Below are 14,051 nucleotides of genomic sequence, written 5' to 3'. Positions count from 1 at the left end.
TCAGCCTACCTTCGAGGGCTGACAACGCGGCGCTGCGGTCGTCAGCGAAGCAGCAGGTTCGGCTGGAGCAGGTACTTGTACGAGTCGAGACCTGCCTGGTCTACCGAGGTCTGGCTCGTGATGAGCACCGGGCTCAGCTTGTTCGCGTTGTCACTGGAGGTGAACGTCACGCGGACGAAAGCGCTCTTGACCGCACTCAGCGCCTCGGTCAGGTACTGCGGGTTCAGTCCTAGCGTCACGTCATCGCCACCGCCGGCCAGGTGCGCGTCGACGGACTCGGAGGCACGAGCATGCTCGCTGCCCGAAGCATCCATCGTCACGCTGTCGGAGCTGAACGTGAACCGCAGGGGGGCTGCGCGGTCGAGAACCAGCGCAACACGGCGCACCGCTTCGATGAGATCCGCGGTGTTCACGACCGCGTAGTGGTCGGTCTGCTCGGGGAAAAGCCGGCGAACGGGCGGGAAGTTACCCTTGATCAGCAGCGACGTCACGGTCTTGTTGCCGGCGGTGAAAGCGATGATCTCGCGGTCACCTGCTCCGGAGAACGCGATCTGGATCGTGCCTGCGTGCCCGAAGGTCTTGCCGACTTCGGTCAGCGTGCGAGCCGGAACGAGCGCGGTCTGCTCGGATGCTTCGCCATCCCACGGAACATCCCGCAGTGAAACGCGATAGCGGTCTGTCGCGACCAGGCTCAGGTTCTGGCCCGAGACCTCAAGCTGCACACCAGTGAGCACAGGAGTCACGTCGTCGCGGGATGCGGCGAAACCGACCTGCGCGATCGCCGTGGCGAATTCGTCGGCGGGAACGACACCGGAGGATCCGGAAACCTCGGGAATCGATGGGTATTCCTCGACGGGCATTGCAGCCAGCATGAACCGGGCGGAGCCGCACGTCACGGAGATGCCGCCGTCTTCTTCGACAGCGATCTCGATCGGGGCGTTCGGGAGCCGGCTTGCGATGTCGGAGAGCAGACGACCGTGCACCAGGATCGTGCCCGGTGTGTCGACTGTCGCGTCGATCGTCGTGCGAGCGGATGCCTCGTAGTCGAAGGCCGAGAGCGTCAGTCCACTGTCGCCTGCCTCAATGAGAACACCAGCAAGAATCGGCTGCGGATTGCGCTGCGGCAGCAGCTTGACGACGAAGGACACAGCCTCGCTGAATACATCGCGGTTGACCTGGAACCTCACTGGCGCTCCCTCGTCGTGAATTACAAGACCTGAGGGGCGTCGGCTCACCTCAGGGGTTCCCATCGTATCCCCACAGCGCGATCGCGCCATACGCCCAAGTTTTCACATCTTCGAGGTGATCGGATGTCGACCCTAGAGAATTAACTTCTTAACATTGTTAACAGCTGTGGATACTGTGGATAACTCGGTGGATATCAATCGCGAGTAAGGAACTACACACGTGTGAGTTGTGGAATTCCTGAGGAATCCGCATGAATACGGGTCTGGTGCAGCATCCGGTCAAACCGGAGTTATCCACAGGTTCTGGAGATTCGCACACATTCGTCCCGAACTCGAGGCACATTCATCCACAAGTTATCCACATGTGCAAAGCGGCATTTTGAGGGGTGATCCCCCGGGTGTCAACCCTTCGACAGGCTCAGGGAGCGTTCGACGGCTCAGGGAGCGTTCGACGAGCTCAGGGAGCGTCAGCGGCGGCCGAGCTGCGTGGTGATCTCGGTCACCTGGTTGTAGATCGAGCGTCGTTCCTTCATGAGGTCGCTGATCTTCTTGTATGCGTACATCACCGTCGTGTGGTCGCGGTTGCCGAAGAGCTGGCCGATCTTCGGCAGAGACAGGTTCGTGCGCTCGCGGCACAGATACATTGCGATCTGACGAGCAGTGGCGATCTGCTGCGAGCGACTGGATCCGTAGAGGTCATCGACCGTGAGCTTGAAGTACCCCGCCGTCGCGGTGATGATGTCGGTCGGCGAGATGATGTTGTCTTCTGCCGTGTCGACGATGTCACGAAGAACCGTCTGCGCGAGCGAGATATCGAGCGCGGATCGGTTGAGGCTGGCGAAGGCCGAGACGCGGATGAGCGCGCCTTCGAGCTCACGGATGTTCGACGAGACGATCGTCGCGATGTACTCGAGCACTTCATCGGGAATGTGCAGCGCCTCGCTTTGCGCCTTCTTACGGAGGATCGCGATGCGAGTTTCGAGGTCAGGCGCCTGCACATCGGTGATCAGGCCCCACTCGAAGCGGCTGCGCATGCGGTCTTCGAAACCGGTGAGGTGCTTGGGCGCAACATCACTGGTGATCACGATCTGCTTGTTGTGGTCGTGCAGGGTGTTGAACGTGTGGAAGAAGGTCTCCTGCGTCTCGGCGCGACCCTGCAAGAACTGGATGTCATCGATCAGAAGGATGTCGACATCGCGGTAGCGGGCCTGGAAAGCGGAGCCGCGGTTGTTCGCGATCGAGTTGATGAAGTCGTTTGTGAACTCTTCGCTCGAGACATATCGCACCTTCACCCCGGTGTAGAGCGACTGCGCGTAATCACCGATGGCGTGCAGCAGGTGGGTCTTGCCGAGGCCGGAGTCACCGTAGATGAACAGTGGGTTGTAAGCCTTCGCTGGCGCTTCGGCGACAGCCACCGCGGCCGCGTGGGCAAAGCGGTTCGACTGTCCGATGACGAAATTATCGAAGGTGTACTTCGGATTCAGCCGTGACTCGTGGCGCAGCGGGGTCGGCAACTCGTTGCTGATGTCGGTGCGAGGTGCTTCTGGGCGACCGAAGTCGGCAACGGCGATGGGGGCCGTGGGCTGCTCGGCGAGTTCGTGATTGACGACGACGCGGAAGGAGGTGACGTCTTCTCCGAGCTGGGCGAGCGCTTCCATGATCGGCACCCGCAGGCGCTTGTTGATCTGCGCGGCGGTCAGATCATTGGGGACGTCGAGATAGAGCGTCGCGCTCATGACGCCGGCCGGAACGGCGAGGCTCAGGAACCCCTGCAGCTGCGGGGTGACGCGCTCATCCTGATCGAGGAGCTCTGTGACCTCTGCCCAGATAGGAACGTCGGGCTGGGCAGGAGAAGACATGGTGCTCCAGGCGGGTGTGGTCGGAGGAGCGGTGAAACGTGCATTCCCCCTGTGGATAACTTCGGATGCCACGGTAGTCATCCGCGCCGTTATCAGCAACCTGCCTGTGGAAAACCGGGGGTGTGTCTTGCACGCCGCGTGTGTTGAGGTTGTGGATAATTGGCATGCAGGCAGATGCACGCGCTTGCGCCCTCGCGCGGAGAATTTGCTCTCTGCGCTGTCAAGACGTACCCTTAATCGGTTGACTTATGCCCGGATCTGGGCAGTTCCCCAATGTCTCCGGTCGTACTCATCCGGTGACAGCCATTCCCGGAGTGATTCCATGACCAAGCGTACTTTCCAGCCCAACAACCGTCGTCGTGCCAAGAAGCACGGCTTCCGCGCCCGCATGCGCACTCGCGCCGGCCGCGGCATCCTTGCGGCTCGTCGTGCGAAGGGCCGCACCGAGCTCTCGGCTTAAGCCTCGTGCTCGCCCGTCCGTTCCGACTGACGCGAGGCACTGACTACAAGTCAGTCGTCCGTCGCGGTGTCCGGTGCGGGGGGGCCCGAGTCGTCACCTCGATGTTGACGACCGGTGAAGCACGTGAACCCCGGTTCGGGTTCATCATCAGCAAGCAGGTGGGTACCGCTGTGATCCGCAACACCGTGCGCCGACGGCTCAAGGCCGTGTGCGCAGAAGCGATCGCAGCGGTACCGCAGGGCACGGATGTCGTCATCCGTGCCCTTCCTGCGTCTGCAACCGCATCGTTCAGCGAGCTCAGATCAGATGTGACGCGCTGCCTCGGCAGGCTCGGCCGACAGACGGATGCCGCATGAGCGCACTGCCTTCGTATGCAATGGGGTCTGCCCACCTCCACGGCGGCGACCTCGCGCGCAGCATCCCGCTGGTCCCACGCAATCTGGTCCTCGGTTTTCTCACCGCATATCGCACCGTGATCTCGCCGATCTACGGAGATGTGTGCGCGTACTATCCGTCGTGCTCGGCTTACGCTGTAGGAGCGGTTCAGCAGCACGGCGCGATCAAGGGAGCTCTGCTCTCGGCATGGCGCATCCTGCGCTGCAACCCCTGGACCAAGGGTGGCGTCGATGACGTTCACCCCCACGACCATTTCCGATACGACCTGACCCCCCGAGGTTTCGTCGTACCTTCCCGAAAGGACTGATCAGTGGGTCTTGACCTTCTGCTCGCCTCAGCGACGCCGACACCTAACACCGGGGGCGGCGGATTCGATCTGCTCGGCACCATCCTCTGGCCGCTCAAGTGGGCGGTCGAGCTCATCCTCGTCGCCTGGCACTGGCTCTTCACCGCGGTGGGTCTGCCTACGGCGTCCGGCGTCACGTGGATCCTTTCGATCATCGGTCTCGTCATCGTCGTTCGCGCGTCGGTGTTCCCTCTCTTCGTGCGGCAGATCAAGAGCCAGCGCAAGATGATGGAGATCGCGCCGGAGATGAAGAAGATCCAGGCGAAGTACAAGGGCAAGAAGGACCAGCTCTCTCGCGAGGCCATGAGCCGCGAGACGATGGCGCTGTACAAGAAGCACGGCACCTCGCCGATGTCGAGCTGTCTGCCGCTCATCGTGCAGATGCCGATTTTCTTCGCGCTGTTCAGCGTGCTCAACGACGTCACGAAGCACGCGACCCAGGGTCTCGGTGGTGTGGGGCTGCTCAGTGCCGACCTCACCCAGGAGTTCTACGACGCCACGATCTTCGGCTCTGTTTCGCTGCACGGCACGCTCGGCCAGGCCGTCGAGACGCAGAACACCGTCGCGATCGTGCTACTGGTGATCCTCGTCGTTCTCATGATCGGTTCGCAATTCTTCACGCAGCTGCAGATCATCTCGAAGAACCTGTCGCCCGAGGCCAAGACCGGGCAGGCGTACCAGATGCAGAAGATCATGCTCTATGTGCTGCCGCTGGGCTTCATCTTCTCGGGTGTCTTCTTCCCGCTGGGTGTCGTCGTGTACTGGTTCATCTCGAACCTGTGGACCATGGCTCAGCAGTTCCTTGTCATCCGTGAGATGCCCACCCCTGGTTCTGAAGCCGCGAAGGCTCGCGAAGAGCGTCTGGCTCGCAAGGGTAAGGCGATCGACTCCTCGGGCAAAGTTGTTCCGATGGCGGCGTATGAGGCAGAACAGCAGCGGATGCTGGAAGAAGCAGAGAAGGCGAAGCAGGAGGCGTATAAGCGCCAGCAGCCTGTGAGTAAGAAGCGCGCGAAGAAGAAGGGCACGAACTGATGACCACTGACAACGTGACTGAACGCCCTGAGCAGACCGCTGACCAGCTGGAGCATGAAGGCGATGTGGCCGCGGACTTCATCGAAGAACTTCTCGACATCGCAGACATCGACGGCGATCTGAACCTCGACGTGCGACAGGGTCGTGCATACGTGTCGGTTGAATCCGAGGATGAGAGCATCTCGGTGCTCTCGAACCCCGACACCGTTCAGGCGCTGCAGGAGATCACCCGCCTTGCAGTCCAGAGCAAGACCGGTGCCTTCTCACGGTTGATCCTCGACGTGGGCGGATCACGTGACGCTCGTCGTCGTCAGCTCGAGAAGCTTGTCGACGCTGCAGTCATCAAGCTCGATGAGGGTGCATCGCAAGCATCCCTCCCCGCAATGTCGAGCTACGAGCGCAAGCTCGTGCACGATGTCGTCGCTGACCGCGACCTCGTTTCTGAGTCATACGGCGAGGGCCCGGACCGCCACACGGTCATCCGTCGTCGTTGATGTTTCACGTGAAACATTCATGACTGTTGAGGTTGAGCCCGAGGCTGCCCAGGCACTGTTCGGCGATCGCATCGAACTGGCGCGATCGTTCACTGCCGCACTTGCCGCTCAGGGCGAGGAGCGCGGCCTGATCGGCCCGCTGGAACTGCCACGCTTGTGGACGCGCCATGTGCTGAACAGTGCGATTGCCGCTCCTCTCTTCCACGGCTCTGCCGCAGACATCGGCTCAGGTGCTGGACTCCCGGGTATCGTCCTGGCAATCGCACGGCCGGATGTGTCGTGGACGTTGGTGGAGCCGATGGAGCGTCGTGTCGTCTGGCTCAATGAGCAGGTGGCTGAACTCGAGCTGCAGAACGCCACGGTGCTGAGGTCACGCGCAGAGGATGTGCCGCCAGCTCAATTCGACGTCGTGACGGCTCGTGCCGTGAGCGCGCTGCGCACTCTACTGCCCTGGACAGCGCCGCTCGTGCGCGATGGGGGAGAGCTTGTGCTCCTCAAGGGTAAGAACGCAGATGCTGAGATCACTGCAGCAGCAAAACAGATCAAGAAGTACCGACTGAGCGACGTGCGCGTCGAGGTGCTCGGCGAGGACACCCTGTCGGAGTCGACACGAGTCATTCGGGCAACCGTGCGCGGTTGATCACGCACGCGGGTAGATCGTCACGCAGTTTGCGCCACAAATGAAGAGCCGATGTTTCACGTGAAACATTCGACCGAGAATCGCTAGCTCGCAGGAGTTCTGCACAGGCTGGCTGTACTGGGATCTCCGTGTCGGAAGACCCCAGTAGAGTGGAACGCGGCCATCGAGAGGAGTGGATGTTTCACGTGAAACAATCCGAGAAGCAAGCACCGAACGATGCATTCGGGATGGATACGCCGCTCGCGAGAGAGATCGCTGATCTGTCGGCCCGTCGTCGCAATCTCGAAGACGCGAAGGTCACCTTCACTGGAGAAACCCGCATTCTCACGGTGTCGAACCAGAAGGGTGGCGTCGGTAAGACGACGACCGCCGTGAACATCGCGTCGGCGCTGGCTGCACTGGGTGCCAAGGTGATGGTGATCGATCTGGATCCCCAAGGGAACGCCTCGACCGCGCTCGGAGTTCCGCACAACGCAGAGACTCAGAGCATCTACGACGTGCTGATTAATGAGGTTCCGCTCGCTGACATCCTGCAGCAGAGCCCCGAGTCCGAAAACCTCGTCTGTGCGCCGAGCACGATTCACCTCGCCGGCGCAGAGATCGAACTCGTCTCGCAGGTGGCGAGAGAGCACCGTCTCCGCGGGGCCCTGGATCAGTATCTCGCTGAGCACCCCATTGACTTCATCATCATCGACTGCCCGCCGTCGCTCGGACTGTTGACGATCAACGCGTTCACTGCGGCAACAGAGGTCTTCATCCCCATTCAGTGCGAATATTACGCACTGGAAGGGTTGAGCCAGCTGCTGGGCAGCATCCAGATGATTCAGAAGCACCTCAATCCGGCCCTTCATCTGTCGACCATCCTGCTGACGATGTACGACGGACGTACCCGTCTCGCGCAACAGGTCGCTGATGAAGTACGCAACCACTTCCCAGAGCAGGTGCTGAACACGGTCATTCCACGTTCGGTCCGTGTCTCTGAGGCACCCAGCTTCGGCCAGACGGTGATCACCTACGACGGAGCATCCGCCGGAGCGATCGCCTATCGCGAGGCCGCTGTAGAAATCGCGTCCAAAAAGACGCAGAGCAAGGAGAACTGATGGCGAAGCGCACCGGATTGGGCCGCGGAATCGGCGCCCTTATCCCTACGAGTGACCAGGCGACTCGGCCTGTTGACGTGTTCTTCCCTGGGGCGACGATTATCGCGGATGCGGAGAAGCCGACGAGCACCGCTCCCGCGGCCGATTCTGAGCCCGATCTCGAAGTTGTTCCCGGCATTCACCTGATCCAGGTCGATCCAAACGCAATTGTCCCGAACCCGCGCCAACCGCGCACGCACTTCGATGAGAGCGAACTTGCCGAGCTCGTGCACAGTGTGCGTGAGTTCGGAGTTCTGCAGCCTGTTGTGGTTCGGAAGAACTCTGAGGGCGAGTACGAACTGATCATGGGGGAGCGGCGCACCCGCGCTGCTCGCGAGGCTGGACTCGAGATGATCCCTGCGATCGTTCGCGAGACCGATGATGAGGATCTCCTCCGTGACGCGCTCCTGGAGAACCTGCACCGATCCGAGCTGAACCCGCTGGAAGAAGCATCCGCTTATCAGCAACTCCTCGAAGATTTCGGCATCACGCAGGAGCAGTTGGCCACACGCATCGGCCGGTCGCGTCCGCAGATCAGCAACACGATCCGTCTGCTGAAGCTCCCCGTGCCCGTTCAGCAGCGCGTTGCGGCGGGCGTCCTCTCCGCCGGACACGCGCGCGCTCTGCTCTCACTCAACGATGCCGAGCAGATGCAGAAGCTCGCCGACAAGGTGGTCAACGAGGACCTCTCCGTTCGCGCGACCGAGGAGGCGGCCAAGACGCTTCCGGCCGCCGGGACGAAGAAGGTCAAGCCGCAGCCGGGTGCGCGCCGAGCGTATCTCGATGAGGTCGCCGGCAAGCTCGGAGACCGTCTGAACACCCGCGTAAAGATCACTCTGGGCGCACGAAAAGGCCAGGTCGCGATCGAATTCGCATCAATCCAGGACCTCAACCGCATTCTCAGCGATCTCGGTGAAGAACAGTACGGATCCTGACTCGATTCGGATTTGTCTCGCCCTGATGCGCGACGACTCCTAGAGTGGGCTCAAACGAGGGAGACACATGTCTGACGGAAGCCGCACAGCGGGGCGCTTCAGCGCGCGCGTTATCGGAATCAGCATCGCGGCAGCCCTGGGCGGCTTCCTGTTCGGCTTCGATACCGCGGTCATCAACGGAGCAGTGGACGCTCTGGCGGGTGCATTCGAGCTCGGACCCGGACTCCAAGGCTTCGCTGTCTCATCAGCTCTGATCGGCTGCGCCGTCGGTGCGTGGTTTGCGGGAAGTCTTGCGAACAAGCTCGGCCGTATACCCGTCATGATCATCGCGGCGATCCTCTTCCTGGTCTCCGCGATCGGATCGGGACTTGCCTTCAGCGTGGTCGACCTCATCGTGTGGCGTGTGATCGGCGGGCTCGGAGTGGGCGCGGCATCCGTCATCGCCCCGGCGTACATCGCCGAGGTCTCGCCCGCGAAAGTACGCGGCAGGCTCGGGTCTCTGCAGCAGCTCGCCATCGTCACCGGTATCTTCACCGCGCTGCTCTCGAACGCACTCCTGGCCACCATCGCCGGTGGCGCAGCGAACATCCTGTGGTTCGGCATCGACGCCTGGCGCTGGATGTTCATGGTCGAGGCGATTCCCGCGATCGTCTACGGCGTGATGGCGATCAGGCTCCCGGAATCTCCACGATTCCTGGTCGCCAGAGGCCAGATCGACAAGGCATCGCAGGTTCTCTACGACTTCACGGGTGAGAAAGACGTGAACCTCAAGATCGAAGAGATCCGTAAGACACTGAATGTCGAGCAGAAAGAGTCGCTCAAGGACCTTCGCGGTGACAGATTCGGCCTGAAACCCATCGTCTGGGTGGGCATTCTGCTGAGCGTCTTCCAGCAGTTCGTCGGCATCAACGTGATCTTCTACTACTCGACCACGCTCTGGCTCTCGGTCGGATTCGACGAATCGAGCGCCCTGATGACCTCGGTCATCACCTCGATCACGAACATCGTGGTGACGATCATCGCGATCCTTCTCGTCGACAAGGTCGGTCGACGCCCGATGCTGCTCACCGGATCGATCGGCATGGCGGTGACCCTGGGCATGATGTCGGTCGCCTTCTCGTTCGGAACTCTGCAGGACGGCAACGTCGTCCTCCCGCAGCCGTGGTCGCTGATCGCGCTGATCTGCGCGAACGGTTTTGTCGTCTTCTTCGGGGCTACCTGGGGTCCACTGGTCTGGGTGCTGCTGGGCGAGATGTTCCCGAACAGCATCCGCGCCGGCGCTCTGGCGGTCGCCGCTGCCGCTCAGTGGGTGGCGAACTTCTTCATCTCGACGACGTTCCCCGCATTCGCAGAGATCGGTCTCACCTTCGCCTACGGGTTCTACGCGTTCTTCGCGATCGTGTCGTTCTTCTTCGTGTACTTCCAAGTGCCGGAGACCAAGGGTCGAGAGCTCGAAACCATGACGGATGTGGTGAATCTGCCGCGCCGCGGAGGCAAAAAGCACGCGTAGGCTTGAGGTATGTCTGAAGCTGTTCCGCGCCGCGCGAGTCTTGAAGTCCTGCGGGCAGAAGCTTCTGACGAACGGGCGGTCCTCATTCAGGAGCGGTTGCTGAACGGCGAGGATCCATGGGAATTCATGGAGGATCTCCCCAGCGTCGACGAGCTCGTCGTCTTCTTACTGCGCGCCGAGAACATCGCGGCGAACAACGGCGTGCGGCCGAACTCGGCCCGCAATTACCGCGTCATGCGCCAGATCGCGCTGGAGTACCCCGAGTTGACGCCCGCCGTATGGCGACTCCTCGACGAGGGTGCACGGCACCGCCTCTGGGATGCGTCGATCGCTGACGCCTCGTAGCATCCGTGCGAGTTGCGAGGGGCGACGCCCCTGCACAACAAACCTGCAAAACCACGCCGAGACCACATCATTTCGATGTGGTCTCGGCGTGGTTTTGCAGGTTCGCGGGGCGCGGGCGGAATCAGCCGATGTACGCGGCGAGATCCTGCTCGAGAGCGGGCTTCGGCTTCGCACCGATGATGGTCGTCTTGACCTCGCCGCCCTGGAAGACCTTCATCGCCGGGATCGACGTGATCTGGTACTTCATCGCGAGCTCGGGGTTCTCGTCGACGTTGAGCTTCATGATGGTGATCTTGTCGGGGTGCTCAGCCTGGATCTGGTCGAGAACCGGTGCGACCATGCGACACGGTCCACACCACTCGGCCCAGAAGTCCACGAGAACGGGGCCCTCAGCCTGCAGGACGTCCTGTTCGAACGTTGCCTGGCTCGTTACCTTGGCAGTCATCTGATTCTCCTGCTTCTTATCTGTCGAAATGATTCAAGTTCTCCCTCTGCAACAGCAGAGAGGTCGATCGTGTTCCCGTCAGGCGATGACCGCAGCGGCCTCGGCTGCCGGAACCTCCACCGAGGCATCCTCAAAATCCGCAAGGTAGTGCTCAGCGTCGAGGGCAGCGACCGTTCCCGAGCCGGCAGCGGTGATGGCCTGACGGTAGGTCGGATCGATGACGTCACCCGCGGCGAAGATCCCGGGCACCGAGGTGCGCGAGGAGCGGCCGTCGACCCAGATCGTGCCCTCAGCGGTGAGCTCGAGCTTGTCGTGCACGAGGTGCGTGCGCGGGTCGTTGCCGATGGCGACGAAGACGCCGTCGAGGGCGAGTTCGCGCGAAGAACCGTCGACCGTCGACCGCAGTGTCACACCCGCGACCGAATCGCCACCGGTGATCTCGGCGACCTCGCTGTTCCAGATGAACTCGATCTTCTCGTTGGCGAAGGCGCGCTCCTGCATGATCTTCGAGGCGCGCAGCGTGTCCTTGCGGTGGATCACGTAGACCTTGGAGGCGAAGCGGGTGAGGAAGGTAGCCTCTTCCATCGCCGAGTCGCCGCCGCCGACGACAGCGATCGTCTTCTCACGGAAGAAGAAGCCGTCGCACGTGGCGCACCACGAGACGCCGTACCCGGAGAGACGCTCCTCGCCCTCGATGCCGAGCTTGCGGTAGGCCGAGCCGGTTGCGTAGATGATCGACTGCGCTTCGTGTTCTGCGCCGCTGCCGAGCACGACCTTCTTGACTGGTCCGTCCACCGAGAGCGATGTGACGTCGTCGTAGACGACCTCGGTGCCGAACTTCTCGGCCTGCTCCTGGAACTTCGTCATCAGGTCAGGACCCTGGATGCCCTCGGGGAAGCCGGGGTAGTTCTCGACATCGGTGGTGTTCATCAGCTCGCCACCGACCTCGACCGAGCTCGCAATGAGCAGGGGCTCGAGATTCGCGCGGGCCGCGTAGATGGCCGCCGTGAATCCGGCGGGGCCGGAACCGATGATGATGACCTTGCGCATGTGCTCTCTCTTCTCGCCGTTGCAGACGCTCACTGCTTCAAACCAATGGTAACCGCGTGGCATTCCCGCGCAGCGATGCGCAGGCTATGGCGCGACGGGGGTCTCGGCCGCGGCATCCGATTCTCTTGCCTTACGGCGCCGGACGACGGTGCGGATGACGCCCAGGACAAGCAGAATCGCGATGACGCCACCGAGAATGATGAGCCCGATGCTCTCCCACTCCGCGCGCACCGTCACGCTCGCAGTCTGGTCCTCACCGATGTGCACACCGGTGGGAGATGTGAGGGCGAAATGAACGTCGAGCTCGCCGCTTCCGACGCGTGCTTCGACCGGAACCTTGACTCGCGTATTGCTGGCCGGCTGCGCGGTCACCTCGGTACGCGGGCGCACGTCGAGCCGGGCATCCGATGGGCGCGAGTCGAGGATGACGTTCACCGGCCAGGGCAGATCGTTGCGCACCCAGACCGGTAGGGGAGCGGCGGAGGTGAACAGCTGGATCGGACTCGGTTGCTGCACGCCCACGGCGTTCAGCGTCGCGACGGTCGCCATCCGATGACTCGTGACGGCGGCGGGGAAGTTCGAGGCGGTGCCGACGCCGATCAGGCGCAGGATGCTCAACCTCTCCGGCGACAGCAGCACGTCGGGGTCGTCGAGGATCGACGCGAACTCTGTCAGCCGACTCTCGTCAGAGAGCAGGCCCGACAGTGCGGTGGCGCGATGATCGCCCGCCTCCCCGACGATGGTGCTGAGCGCGGGGCTTTCGGTGCGCAGATCCTGCATCGTCGTGGGCTGCGCGACCACAGAGGTCGACAGGATCGTCTCGCGCAGCGAATCAGCGGTGCGCGTCTCGTCGCGATCGAGGCCGACGAGAAGCGAAGTGCCGGCGGCATAGGTGAGCTGGGCGATCCCGGCGGTGATCTCGTTCTCGCGAGATGCGTCGTCGAGCGTCGCGGCGGCGTCGGAGAACGAGGCGGATGCCGCGGCATCCGCAGCCATCACCCGATGACCGTCGACATCGATGAGCGCGGATGCTGTAGCGGCCAGCGACGTCGACGGCAGAACTGTCGTCGCGTCGGCGGCGAGATAGGTGTCGAACGTCGACAGATCGGCGGTCTGCACGTCGCCGAGCGGCCAGAGGATTCCGCCGGTTGCGCCAGCGATCGCGGTGAGCTCTTCGTCCGTGGGGAGCTCAGGTTCGCTCGGAGTGGGGGAGGGCGAAGGGGATGCCGACGCCGAAGGCGTGGGCGCAGCTGTAGAGCTCGTCGGTGCGAAGTTCGCCGGGTCGAGATACGAGTCCAGCGTCAGCGGCTGGAGCAGGGTGGGAAGCTCAGCGCGGGCCTGCACGGTGGCATCCGCATCACCGGGCTGCAGTGCGAAGCGCTCGTTGGCGAGCGATTCGAGTCGCGTGAGCCAGGTGAGCGCGCTCGTGGGAGCCGCGGTGCCGAGCACTCGGATGGCCGCGGGAATGAGGGGGTCGATCGCCAGCACCGCGGAGGTTCCGGCCACGCCATCCAATTGCGCGGTCAGCGCACCATCAGGAGCGGTCAGCGCGGTGAGCTCATCAGAAGTGAGCAGCGCGCCATCCTTCGGAGTCGCGGTGATCGGCACGAGAACGGTGATCTGTCGCGAGGCGTCGGCGTTGACGATGAGCACGCTGCTCGCGGTGGCGTCGGATGACAGGCCTGTCGCGGACAGCGATCCCCGCAACGGGTACACACCTGCGGTGAGGTCACCCACAGCGCTTGCGGGTGCACTGACGGGCACGGTGATGTTCTCGGACTCCGGCACCGGAAGCGAGTCGTCCGTGCCGAGCGGTGTGAAACTCCCCGCCGCTTCTCCGCTGTCGAGCCACGCCGTCAGGGCCTCGGAGCTCGAGAGCGGAGTACGGTTCAGCTCGACCGTGACCCGACCGGCGGTGAGAGTCTCATCGGTGTCATTCTGCACCGACGCGACAACCGTCACGGGTGCGCCGGGCTGCACCACCCCGTGCACTCCTGCGCGCAGAGAGAGCTGGATCGTGCTGTCATCCGCCGCGTCATCCGTGTCATCTGCGGAAGCGACGGCGGCAGTGGGAGAGGAGAGATGAGGCGCAGCCACGAGACCGAAGGCGAGCGCGAAGACGACCGCGACGCGTGCGCCGCGGTGCGCGCGCTCATGTCTGCCGGTTCGGGGGCTGATCAAGTCTCTGGTCTTCCTCGGGCGCCGGGGGTGGC

At 62.7% G+C, this 14,051-nt stretch carries 15 protein-coding genes; 10 read left to right on the top strand and 5 right to left on the bottom strand.

What is annotated here, in order from left to right; genetic code table 11:
- Positions 1-41: 41 nt before the first annotated feature.
- The gene (dnaN, locus tag ACN0RC_RS05500) at positions 42-1,187 is read right to left on the bottom strand and encodes a DNA polymerase III subunit beta (RefSeq protein WP_417509563.1); all 1,146 of its coding nucleotides are present in this window, start codon (positions 1,185-1,187) and stop codon (positions 42-44) included.
- 467 nt (positions 1,188-1,654) lie between these two features.
- Positions 1,655-3,046 carry a chromosomal replication initiator protein DnaA gene (dnaA, locus tag ACN0RC_RS05495; protein ID WP_417509561.1) on the bottom strand — a complete coding sequence of 464 codons (1,392 nt, stop codon included), beginning with the start codon at positions 3,044-3,046 and terminating at the stop codon, positions 1,655-1,657.
- A gap of 322 nt (positions 3,047-3,368) precedes the next feature.
- On the opposite strand from dnaA, the gene rpmH reads away from it, so the two are divergent.
- From rpmH to ACN0RC_RS05445, 10 genes are all read left to right on the top strand, one after another.
- A complete protein-coding gene (rpmH, locus tag ACN0RC_RS05490; protein WP_045278552.1) occupies positions 3,369-3,506 on the top strand; it encodes a 50S ribosomal protein L34 in 138 nt (45 codons plus the stop codon).
- Positions 3,507-3,511: 5 nt separating this feature from the next.
- Positions 3,512-3,862 (top strand): ribonuclease P protein component, encoded by a 351-nt coding sequence (rnpA, locus tag ACN0RC_RS05485; protein WP_417509558.1) that lies wholly within the window; start codon positions 3,512-3,514, stop codon positions 3,860-3,862.
- Complete coding sequence (yidD, locus tag ACN0RC_RS05480; protein ID WP_417509556.1) at positions 3,859-4,209, top strand: membrane protein insertion efficiency factor YidD; 351 nt, start codon at positions 3,859-3,861, stop codon at positions 4,207-4,209. Before rnpA ends, yidD begins: the two co-directional genes overlap by 4 nt.
- Before the next feature lie 3 nt (positions 4,210-4,212).
- On the top strand, positions 4,213-5,280 hold the full coding sequence (yidC, locus tag ACN0RC_RS05475) for a membrane protein insertase YidC (protein ID WP_417509554.1): 1,068 nt from the start codon (positions 4,213-4,215) through the stop codon (positions 5,278-5,280).
- On the top strand, positions 5,280-5,774 hold the full coding sequence (locus tag ACN0RC_RS05470) for a protein jag (RefSeq protein ID WP_417509552.1): 495 nt from the start codon (positions 5,280-5,282) through the stop codon (positions 5,772-5,774). Before yidC ends, ACN0RC_RS05470 begins: the two co-directional genes overlap by 1 nt.
- Before the next feature lie 19 nt (positions 5,775-5,793).
- Entirely contained in the window at positions 5,794-6,414 is a 621-nt protein-coding gene (rsmG, locus tag ACN0RC_RS05465) for a 16S rRNA (guanine(527)-N(7))-methyltransferase RsmG (RefSeq protein ID WP_417509550.1), read from the top strand.
- 227 nt (positions 6,415-6,641) lie between these two features.
- Positions 6,642-7,514: a ParA family protein gene (locus ACN0RC_RS05460; RefSeq protein ID WP_417509549.1), complete on the top strand. Its 873-nt coding sequence runs from the start codon at positions 6,642-6,644 to the stop codon at positions 7,512-7,514.
- Positions 7,514-8,488 carry a ParB/RepB/Spo0J family partition protein gene (locus ACN0RC_RS05455; protein WP_417509547.1) on the top strand — a complete coding sequence of 325 codons (975 nt, stop codon included), beginning with the start codon at positions 7,514-7,516 and terminating at the stop codon, positions 8,486-8,488. The genes ACN0RC_RS05460 and ACN0RC_RS05455 overlap by 1 nt, the downstream gene beginning before the upstream one ends.
- A 67-nt stretch (positions 8,489-8,555) precedes the next feature.
- A complete protein-coding gene (locus tag ACN0RC_RS05450) occupies positions 8,556-9,998 on the top strand; it encodes a sugar porter family MFS transporter (protein WP_417509545.1) in 1,443 nt (480 codons plus the stop codon).
- Between the two features lie 9 nt (positions 9,999-10,007).
- Positions 10,008-10,343: a tryptophan synthase subunit alpha gene (locus tag ACN0RC_RS05445; RefSeq protein ID WP_417509544.1), complete on the top strand. Its 336-nt coding sequence runs from the start codon at positions 10,008-10,010 to the stop codon at positions 10,341-10,343.
- 121 nt (positions 10,344-10,464) lie between these two features.
- Here the strand turns inward: ACN0RC_RS05445 and trxA are convergent, their stop codons facing one another.
- From trxA to ACN0RC_RS05430, 3 genes are all read right to left on the bottom strand, one after another.
- Positions 10,465-10,818: a thioredoxin gene (gene trxA / locus ACN0RC_RS05440; protein WP_417509667.1), complete on the bottom strand. Its 354-nt coding sequence runs from the start codon at positions 10,816-10,818 to the stop codon at positions 10,465-10,467.
- Between the two features lie 48 nt (positions 10,819-10,866).
- Positions 10,867-11,838 carry a thioredoxin-disulfide reductase gene (gene trxB / locus ACN0RC_RS05435; RefSeq protein ID WP_417509542.1) on the bottom strand — a complete coding sequence of 324 codons (972 nt, stop codon included), beginning with the start codon at positions 11,836-11,838 and terminating at the stop codon, positions 10,867-10,869.
- 84 nt (positions 11,839-11,922) lie between these two features.
- Positions 11,923-14,019, bottom strand: a complete 2,097-nt coding sequence (locus ACN0RC_RS05430) for a DUF6049 family protein (RefSeq protein ID WP_417509541.1) — start codon at positions 14,017-14,019, stop codon at positions 11,923-11,925.
- Between the last annotated feature and the right edge of the window lie 32 nt (positions 14,020-14,051).

The organism is Microbacterium sp., from assembly GCF_048259935.1.
Classification (GTDB): Bacteria; Actinomycetota; Actinomycetes; order Actinomycetales; family Microbacteriaceae; genus Microbacterium.
Note: the sequence above shows the minus strand (reverse complement) of the source record. Positions and strands in the feature narration are given on the sequence as shown.